This window comes from Mesorhizobium sp. M7A.F.Ca.US.002.01.1.1, from assembly GCF_004022955.1.
GTDB lineage: Bacteria > Pseudomonadota > Alphaproteobacteria > Rhizobiales > Rhizobiaceae > Mesorhizobium > Mesorhizobium ciceri.
The window spans coordinates 1-8762 of record NZ_RZQE01000239.1 but is presented as its reverse complement, the minus strand read 5'-3'; the positions used below and the strand labels follow the sequence as shown (position 1 = coordinate 8762).

General features: G+C 63.9%; 8 protein-coding genes and 1 riboswitch. Of the genes, 5 read left to right on the top strand and 3 right to left on the bottom strand.

Annotation, left to right across the window (positions count from 1 at the left end; translation table 11 throughout):
* Together argF and EN932_RS21515 are read left to right on the top strand one after the other, a co-directional pair.
* The coding region (argF, locus tag EN932_RS21520; protein ID WP_127402670.1) for an ornithine carbamoyltransferase at positions 1-855 on the top strand (855 nt) is incomplete at its 5' end.
* Between the two features lie 110 nt (positions 856-965).
* Positions 966-1997 carry an Hsp33 family molecular chaperone gene (locus EN932_RS21515; protein ID WP_013533641.1) on the top strand — a complete coding sequence of 344 codons (1032 nt, stop codon included), beginning with the start codon at positions 966-968 and terminating at the stop codon, positions 1995-1997.
* Positions 1998-2044: 47 nt separating this feature from the next.
* Here EN932_RS21515 and apaG read toward each other — a convergent pair whose 3' ends face one another.
* Positions 2045-2437, bottom strand: coding sequence for a Co2+/Mg2+ efflux protein ApaG (gene apaG / locus EN932_RS21510; RefSeq protein WP_013533640.1), 393 nt, complete (start codon positions 2435-2437; stop codon positions 2045-2047).
* A gap of 233 nt (positions 2438-2670) precedes the next feature.
* On the opposite strand from apaG, the gene EN932_RS21505 reads away from it, so the two are divergent.
* On the top strand, positions 2671-3822 hold the full coding sequence (locus EN932_RS21505; protein WP_127384518.1) for a ceramide glucosyltransferase: 1152 nt from the start codon (positions 2671-2673) through the stop codon (positions 3820-3822).
* A 7-nt stretch (positions 3823-3829) separates the two neighbouring features.
* Here the strand turns inward: EN932_RS21505 and EN932_RS21500 are convergent, their stop codons facing one another.
* Positions 3830-5017 (bottom strand): O-succinylhomoserine sulfhydrylase, encoded by a 1188-nt coding sequence (locus EN932_RS21500; RefSeq protein ID WP_127384517.1) that lies wholly within the window; start codon positions 5015-5017, stop codon positions 3830-3832.
* Between the two features lie 57 nt (positions 5018-5074).
* Positions 5075-5152: riboswitch (SAM riboswitch) on the bottom strand.
* A 74-nt stretch (positions 5153-5226) separates the two neighbouring features.
* Between EN932_RS21500 and EN932_RS21495 the strand changes: the two genes are divergently transcribed.
* Both EN932_RS21495 and EN932_RS21490 read left to right on the top strand, forming a co-directional pair.
* Complete coding sequence (locus EN932_RS21495) at positions 5227-6321, top strand: 2'-deoxycytidine 5'-triphosphate deaminase (RefSeq protein ID WP_127369693.1); 1095 nt, start codon at positions 5227-5229, stop codon at positions 6319-6321.
* A gap of 100 nt (positions 6322-6421) precedes the next feature.
* A complete protein-coding gene (locus EN932_RS21490; RefSeq protein WP_024503157.1) occupies positions 6422-7195 on the top strand; it encodes an ABC transporter substrate-binding protein in 774 nt (257 codons plus the stop codon).
* A gap of 172 nt (positions 7196-7367) precedes the next feature.
* On the opposite strand, the gene araD1 is transcribed toward EN932_RS21490, so the two are convergent.
* Complete coding sequence (gene araD1 / locus EN932_RS21485) at positions 7368-8360, bottom strand: AraD1 family protein (protein WP_013533635.1); 993 nt, start codon at positions 8358-8360, stop codon at positions 7368-7370.
* Between the last annotated feature and the right edge of the window lie 402 nt (positions 8361-8762).

The window sequence follows — 8762 nt, the reverse complement described above, 5'->3', positions numbered from 1 at the left end:
ATGCTGGACGACGCGGTGGTGCGAAAGGCGCGGCTCAAGGCCGGCGAGCGCACCAAACCGCTCGAAGGCAAGGTGCTGGCGATGATCTTCGACAAGCCGTCGACGCGCACGCGCGTCTCCTTCGACGTCGGCATGCGGCAGCTCGGCGGCGAGACCATCATGCTGACCGGCACCGAGATGCAGCTCGGCCGTTCCGAGACCATCGCCGACACCGCCAAGGTGCTGTCGCGCTATGTCGATGCGATCATGATCCGCACAACCTCGCATGAGCGGCTGCTGGAATTGACCGAGAACGCCACCGTGCCGGTGATCAACGGACTGACCGACGATACCCATCCCTGCCAGCTGATGGCCGATATCATGACCTTCGAGGAACATCGCGGTCCGGTAGCCGGCAAGACCATCGCCTGGACCGGCGACGGCAACAATGTGCTGCATTCCCTGCTCGAGGCCTCGGCCCGGTTCCGCTTCAACCTCAACGTCGCCGTTCCCGAAGGCAGCGAGCCGGCGCAGAAGCATATCGATTGGTCGCAGGCGCATGGCGGCAAGCTGCACTTCACCCGCTCGCCCGAGGAAGCCGTCGACCAGGCCGACTGCATCGTCACCGATTGCTGGGTGTCGATGGGCCAGGAGCATCGCGCCCGCGGCCACAATGTGTTCTCGCCCTACCAGGTCAATGCCAAGCTGATGGCGAGAGCCAAGCCGGACGCGCTGTTCATGCATTGCCTGCCGGCGCATCGCGGCGAGGAAGTGACAGACGAGGTTATCGACGGACCGCATTCGGTGGTCTTCGACGAAGCCGAGAACCGGCTCCATGCCCAGAAGGCCGTGCTTGCCTGGTGTCTAGGCGCTTGAGGTGTCTGGGCGCTTGATCCCTGGGAGCTTGATCTGCGGGCGTGTGATGCCTATTTGCGCCGCATCACGCAAATCAAGCGCGTTTCGACACATGCGCCCCGGAGGGCGGCATGGCCGCGCCCTGGAGCTTTGTCATGTTGGAAACCTATCAAGTGACTGAACATCACCCCAAACTCGGTGAATTCGGCTATGCCGGCGACGATCACGTCGTGCCGTTCGAGGTCGGCCCTCTCGACGTGCGCGGCCGCACGGTCCAACTCGGGCCAATGCTGGACGCCATCCTCAGCCGCCACGATTATCCCGAGCCGGTCGCCCGCCTGCTGGCGGAGGCCTGTGTGCTGACCGTGCTGCTCGGCACTTCGCTGAAGTTCGAGGGCAAGTTCATCCTGCAGACCCGCACCGACGGGCCCGTCGACATGCTGGTTGCGGATTTTTCCACGCCCTCGGCGCTGCGCGCCTATGCGCGTTTCGATGCCGACCGGCTGGAAGCGCTGGTCGCGGCGGGCGAAACCTCCCAGCAGACGCTGCTCGGCAGTGGCGTGCTGGCGCTGACCATCGACCAGGGCGCCCATACGCAGCGCTATCAGGGTATCGTCCAGCTCGATGGCGAGACCCTGGAAGACGCGGCACGCACCTATTTCCGTCAGTCGGAGCAGATCCCGACGGATATCAGGCTGTCGGTGGCCAAGCTTTTGACGCCCGGTCCCGGCGGCGCCCGCGAGCAATGGCGCGCCGGCGGTATCCTGGCGCAGTTCCTGCCGCAGTCGCCCGAGCGCATGCGCGTCCCGGACCTGCCGGGCGGCGATGGCGATCCGCGTGAGGAGATCCACGATCCGGTCGACAATTCCTGGCAGGAGTTGCTGGCTCTGCTCGGCACCATCGAGCCGACCGAACTGATCGACCCGACGATCGGCGCCGAGCGGCTGCTCTACAGGCTGTTCCACGAGCATGGCGTGCGCGTCTTCGGCGGTGTTCCGGTCGCCGACCAGTGCTCGTGCTCCAGGGACAAGATCCGCGGCATCCTCGAGGGTTTTTCCGCCCAGGAGATCAAGGACAGCACCGAAGACGGCGGCATCCACGTCGCCTGCGAATTCTGTTCGAAGCAATATGATTTCGACCCGGCGGAATTCGCGGCCCAGTAGAGTAGAAACCACGCCTCACCGGTCGCTCCGCGGCCGGTGAGGCGAAATCAATTCACCGTCCGCCGCGTCCCCGGCAAGTCCAGCGAAAACGCCGGAATGGCGATGTCGAACGTCTCGCCCCGCTTGTTGCGCATCGTGTAATGCCCGACCATGATGCCGGACGGTGTCGAGAGCGGGCAACCGGATGTGTACTGGTAGCTGTCGCCGGGATTGAGTTCGGGCTGGTCGCCGACCACGCCGGGGCCGCGCACTTCCTCGACCCGGCCGGTGCCGTCGGTGATGTGCCAATATCGCGACAGAAGCTGCACGAAATCGTCCGACTGATTGTCGATCGTTATCTGATAGCCCCAGACATAGCGGTTCTCCGAGGGATCCGAACGGTCCTCCAGATAGAACGGCCTGACCTGCACTTCGATGTTGCGCGTGACGGCGCTATACATAAGCGGCTCCAAAAAACGGTTCCAGCGGAACTTTCGGCGCTCCGTGCGGTTAGGTCAACCGATCGAAGCCTCCTCTGGCCGGCCTCGCGGGCAGGTGCCGACAAAGAATGTCATTTAAGTGACATATGACAATGATGGTGTGCGCGGACTGGTGACGCGCGACTCGGGCGCTCTGCTGAACTGTTGAAACCGGCCATCTTGCGGACCGGTTTTCCTGGAGTGACCGGACCTCGATGCAACTCACTCTCATAGCCGCCACGCTTTCAACCGTCCTCATCCTCTCGAATCTCGCCAGCATCGTGCTCGCCGCGTCGCGTCTGAGACGGCGTCGCACCATTGCGCCGCCGGCCGGCAAGCCGCGGCCAGTGTCGATCGTCGTGCCGTCGCGCGGCGTCGAGCCGTTCACGCAGGAGACGCTGGAACGCGCCTTCTCGCTCGACTGGCCGCGCTATGAGCTGATTTTCTGCGTCGCCCATGCCGACGATCCGGTGGTCAAATTGATAAACAGGACGATCGTCCGGTTTCCGAAAGTGCCGGCCCGGCTGCTTGTCGGCGACGACCGCATCAGCGCCAATCCGAAACTCAACAATTGCGTCAAGGGCTGGGAAGCGGCGCGGCACGACTGGGTCGTCCTGGCCGATTCCAACGTGCTGATGCCGAGGGACTACATCCAGCACCTGATGGCTGCCTGGCGGCCCGGCACCGGCCTTGTCTGCTCGACGCCGATCGGCTCGCGGCCGGCCGGCTTCTGGGCCGAGGTCGAATGCGCTTTCCTCAACACGCTGCAGGCGCGCTGGCAATATGCCGGTGAGGCGCTCGGCCTCGGCTTTGCCCAGGGCAAGAGCATGCTCTGGAACAAGCCGATGCTCGACGCCAAGGGCGGCATCCGCGCGCTGGCCGCCGAGATCGCCGAGGATGCCGCTGCGACCAAGCTGGTGAACAGTCTCGGCCTGCGCGTCAATCTCGTCGCCGCCCCCTTCGAGCAGCCGCTTGGCCGGCGCTCGTTTGACGAGATCTGGTCGCGTCAGGCCCGTTGGGCGCGCCTGCGCCGCGTCACTTTCCCGCTGTTCTTCGCACCCGAAATCCTGACCGGCGCCGTGGTGCCGCTGGTGCTTGCGCTGATTGCAGCGGCAAGCGCCGGCTTCAGCCTCTGGGCAACCGCCCTTGCCGTGCTGGCGGCCTTCTATCTTCCGGAGTGCGCCCTGGCCTGGTCCAAGGGCTGGTACCTGTCGCCACGCATGGTCGCCGCGATCATGGCGCGCGACCTGATCCTGCCGGCGATGTGGGCGCGCGGTTGGCTCGGCGGCGCCATCGACTGGCGCGGCAATGCGATGACCATCGGTACCAAGACGGCCGAGCTGGAAGAGACGCCGTCCGGCGCCTGAAGGCCTCCTACCTGGCCTTCAGCGCCTGCGCGATGTCCTCGAGCAGATCGTCGGCATCCTCCAGGCCAACCGACAGCCTGAGCGTGCCCGGCCCGATGCCGAGCTCGGCGCGCGCCTCGTCGCTGAGATTCTTGTGCGTCGTCGTCGCCGGGTGGGTGATCAGGCTCTTGGCGTCACCGAGATTGTTGGAGATCAGGACGATGTCGAGCGCGTTCTGCAAGGCGAAGGCCGCCTGCTTGCCGCCCTTGACGTCCAGGCAGATCAGCGTCGAGCCGCCCGACATCTGCTTCTTGACGATGTCGGCCTGCGGATGGTCGGCGCGGCCGGGATAGATGACGCGCGCGATTTCCGGCCGTTCGGCCAGAAAATCGGCGATCCGGCCGGCACTTTCCGTCTGCTGGCGTACGCGCAGCGGCAGCGTTTCCAGGCCCTTCAGCAGCGTCCAGGCGTTGAAAGGCGAAAGGCTTGGGCCGGTATGGCGGAAATAATCGTGCAGGTTCTCGTCGATCCACTTCTTGTCCGACAGGATGACGCCGCCGAGACAGCGCCCTTGGCCGTCTATGTGCTTGGTCGCCGAATAGACGACGATATGGGCGCCGAGCTGCAAGGGCTTCTGCTGCAGGGGCGTGGCGAAGACATTGTCGACGATCAGCCTGGCGCCGATCGAATTGGCAAGCGAAGCGACAGCGGCGATATCGACCACTTCCAGCGTCGGATTGGTCGGGCTTTCCAGGAAGAACAGCTTGGTGTTCGGCTTGACCGCCTTTTCCCAGTTGGCGATGTCGGTGCCGTCGACCAGCGTCGCCTCGATGCCGTATCTCGGCGCCAGCGTCTCGACCACCCAGCGGCAGGAGCCGAACAGCGCACGCGCCGCCACGATATGGTCGCCGGCCTTGGCGCTGCACAGAAGGGCGGCCGTCACCGCGGCCATGCCCGACGCGGTGGCGCGCGCGTCTTCGGCACCTTCCAGCGCGCACATGCGCTTCTCGAACATGTCGACGGTCGGATTGGCGTAGCGCGAATAGATGAAACCCGGCTCTTCGCCCTTGAAACGGGCTTCGGCGGCTTGCGCCGTTTCGTAGACATAGCCTTGGGTGAGATAGATCGCTTCTGACGTTTCGCCGAAACCGGAACGCAGCGTTCCGCTGTGCACGAGTGCCGTCTGAGGCTTCCAGTTGCGCTTCTTGGTGCTCATCGCTTTTCTTCCAGACACAAAAAAACCGGCCGCGAAAGTCGCAACCGGTCCATACGGCCTTGCGGCCCGACGGTCCTTTAGCGACTTGTTTAACGTGGCTGCAAGCCGACCGGCCAAATCACCACGGGATAACGACCCTTTAGACCCGCACCGCGCTTGCGTCAATTGCCGGCTTCATTAAGAGGTTTGTACCAAGCAGGAGTGGAGCCTTGCGGCAGACAGGCATTCTTCCCGACCAGGACATATCGGCGCTGTTCCAGTCCGGCGCGCTGAAGTCGGCGCGTGCGCTCGACACCGACCAGATCCAGCCGGCCAGCCTCGATCTCAGGCTCGGCGACAAGGCCTGGCGGGTGCGCGCCTCCTTCCTGCCCGGCCCCAATCACAAGGTCTCGGAAAAGCTCGACCGGCTGCAGCTGCACGAGATCAATCTGGCCGAGGGCGCGGTGCTGGAGACCGGCTGCGTCTACATCGTGCCCCTGCTTGAAAGCCTGGCGCTGCCGGCGGACATTTCAGCCTCGGCCAATCCGAAGAGTTCGACCGGGCGGCTCGACATCTTCACCCGCGTCATGACCGATCGCGGCCACGAGTTCGACAAGATCGCCGCCGGCTATCATGGCCCGCTCTTTCTGGAAGTCAGCCCGCGCACCTTCCCGATCGTCGTCCGCACCGGGTCGCGCCTGTCGCAGATCCGTTTCCGCATCGGCAATGCGCTGCTCTCGGAAGCCGAGTTGCACGACCTGCATCGCACGCAGATGCTGGTCGCCACCGAGCCGCCGAACATTTCCGGCGGCGGCATCGCGCTGTCGATCGACCTCAACGGCGATCAAAGCGGCTTGGTCGGCTATCGCGGCAAGCATCACACCGGCCTCGTCGATGTCGACAAGCGCGCGGCCCAGGAAGTCGTCGACTTCTGGGAACCGATCCACAAGAGCGGCGCCGGCGAACTGGTGCTCGACCCCGATGAATTCTACATCCTCGTCAGCCAGGAGGCGGTGCATGTGCCGCCGCTCTACGCCGCCGAGATGACGCCCTTCGATCCGCTGGTCGGCGAATTCCGCGTCCATTATGCCGGCTTCTTCGATCCGGGCTTCGGCCATTCCGGATCCGGCGGCACCGGCAGCCGGGCGGTGCTGGAAGTGCGCAGCCATGAAGTGCCGTTCATCCTCGACCACGGCCAGATCGTCGGCCGGCTGGTCTACGAGCATATGCTGAAGCGGCCGCAGGCGCTCTACGGCACCGATCTCGGCTCCAACTACCAGGCGCAGGGCCTGAAGCTGTCCAAGCATTTCCGCGCCGCGCGCTGACCCTCATTGCCCCAAGGCAAAATACTTGCCTGTACCGGCTCGCCATGCTTGGCTGCCTTGCCGCCCGTCAAGCTGGCGGCGTTCAAGGGGAACCAAGAAAATGCGATTTTCGAAATGGGTCATATCGGCGGCGGGCGCTGCCATGCTGGCAACACTGGCCGGCTCTCTGTCGGTGCAGGCGGCGGAGAAAATCAAGATCGGCACCGAGGGCGCCTATCCGCCGTTCAACACCATTACCGCCGACGGCAAGGTCGAAGGCTTCGACATCGACATCGCCAATGCGCTGTGCGCGCAGATGAAGGTCGAATGCGAGATCGTTACCCAGGACTGGGACGGCATCATTCCCGCTTTGCAGGCCAAGAAATTCGACGCCATCATCGCCTCGATGAGCATCACCGAGGAGCGCAAGAAGCAGGTCGCCTTCACCAACAAATATTATACGACACCGCTGGCTCTGGTGGCGCCGAAGGACACCGATCTCACCTCGACCGAACCGGCGGCCCTTGCCGGCAAGACGGTCGGTGCCCAGGCTTCGACCACGCAGGCCGACTATGCCCAGAATGAATATGGCAAGGCGGGCGCGGAGGCCAAACTCTATCCCACCCAGGAAGAGGCGATCACCGACCTGACCAACGGTCGTCTTGACGCCGTGATCTCGGACAAGTTCGTGCTGATGGATTGGCTGAAGAAGGCAAGCGACGGCTGCTGCAAGCTGGTCGGCGACGTCAAGGGCACCGAGACCCAGGCCGGCATCGCCGTGCGCCTGGACGACACGGCCCTGCGCGACAAGCTCAACGCGGCCATCGACGCGATCGTTGCCGACGGCACCTACAAGAAGATCCAGGCCAAGTATTTCGACTTCGATATTTATTGAGGCAGAGGCGCCTTTTTCCTTCTCCCCTTATGGGAGAAGGTGTCGCCGGAGGCGACGGATGAGGGGTGTTCCAGGGAACGCCAACGTTTCACTCCGCTGGAACACCCCTCATCCGTCTCGGCGCCAACGCGCCGATCCACCTCCCACTTGGGGAGAAGGAAAAGGCGCGCTCTCAAAGCGCCTTCACAGCCACCTTCACCGGCTGCTCGATCTCGAGCGGGTTGCGCAGCGGCAGGCCGAAATCCCCGGCCTCGATCTCGAAGACATCGCCGGCCTCGGTCGTGATGCCGTCGGCGAAGGACAGCGTCGCCGTGCCGAACATGTGCACATGCACGTCACCCGGCTGGCGAAAAGCCGCGTATTTGAAATGATGATGTTCGAGATTGGCGATGGTGTGCGACATGTTCGCTTCGCCGGACAGGAACGGCTTTTCCCACAGCACCTCGCTGTCGCGCACGATGCGCGAGGTGCCGCGGATGTCGGACGGCAGGTCGCCGATCAGGATCTCCGGCCCGAACGAGGCGTTGCGCAGCTTGGAATGCGCGAGGAACAGATAGTTCACGCGCTCGGTGACGTGGTCGGAAAACTCGTTCGACAGCGTGAAGCCGACGCGGAAAGGTGCGCCGTCGTCGCCGATGACATAGATGCCGGCGACTTCGGGCTCTTCGCCGGCGTCCTTGGCAAAGGCCGGTGACAGGAGTGCGGCGCCTGGTGCCACCGCCATCGTGCCGTTGCCTTTGTAGAACCATTCCGGCTGCACGCCGATCTGGCCTTTCGCCGGCTTGCCGCCCTCCAGCCCCATGCGGAACATCTTCATGGAATCGGTGAGCTGCTCCTCGCCGTCGGCGCTCAGCTTCTTGTGCATGGAATCGCGCGTCGCGGCGGAGCCGAGATGCGTCAGCCCGGTGCCGGTCAGGTGCAGATGCGCCGGATCGGGGTGATTGATCGGCGACAGCAGCCGCCCCTTCTTGTAAGCGGCCTCGAGATCGACCGTCTCGCCAAGCCCCTTGCGTTCGATCAGCGCGACGAGGCCGACGCCGGTGCGGGCGGCCTCCATCGCCAGCGAATAGACGCTGCGGGCGCCATTGATGATCCGGGTCTTGCCGCCATTGCGGGCGACGACGCGGATGGTCTCGGCGTCGTCAAGGATCTGGGAGATCAGCATGATGAATCCTCTCTCATTTGCCTTGGCAGGGCTGCCAAAACGGCAAACCTTGCTCAGCGCGGCCGGGACCTCGTCCATGCCACGGTTTAAATTCTCAGTTCGGATTGCGCTCGCGGGCCTGGTCCCTCAGGGACTTCTGTTACCGGCGGGTTGCCGGCAGCGTCGCGATCGTATGCCTCCTGCTTTCCTCGACCAGAGCAGTTCACCGTTTCACGGAAACGGCGAACCGCTCTAACTCATTGTCTTGGCGCAATTCCGGGCGGAAAACCGTTTCACACTTTTCCTGGAATTGCTCTTAAGTCCGTTCAAGCCTTGTTCTTGTTGTAGACGTCGAAGATCACGGCGCCGAGCAGCACCAGGCCTTTGACCACCTGCTGCCAGTCGACATTGACGCCCATGATC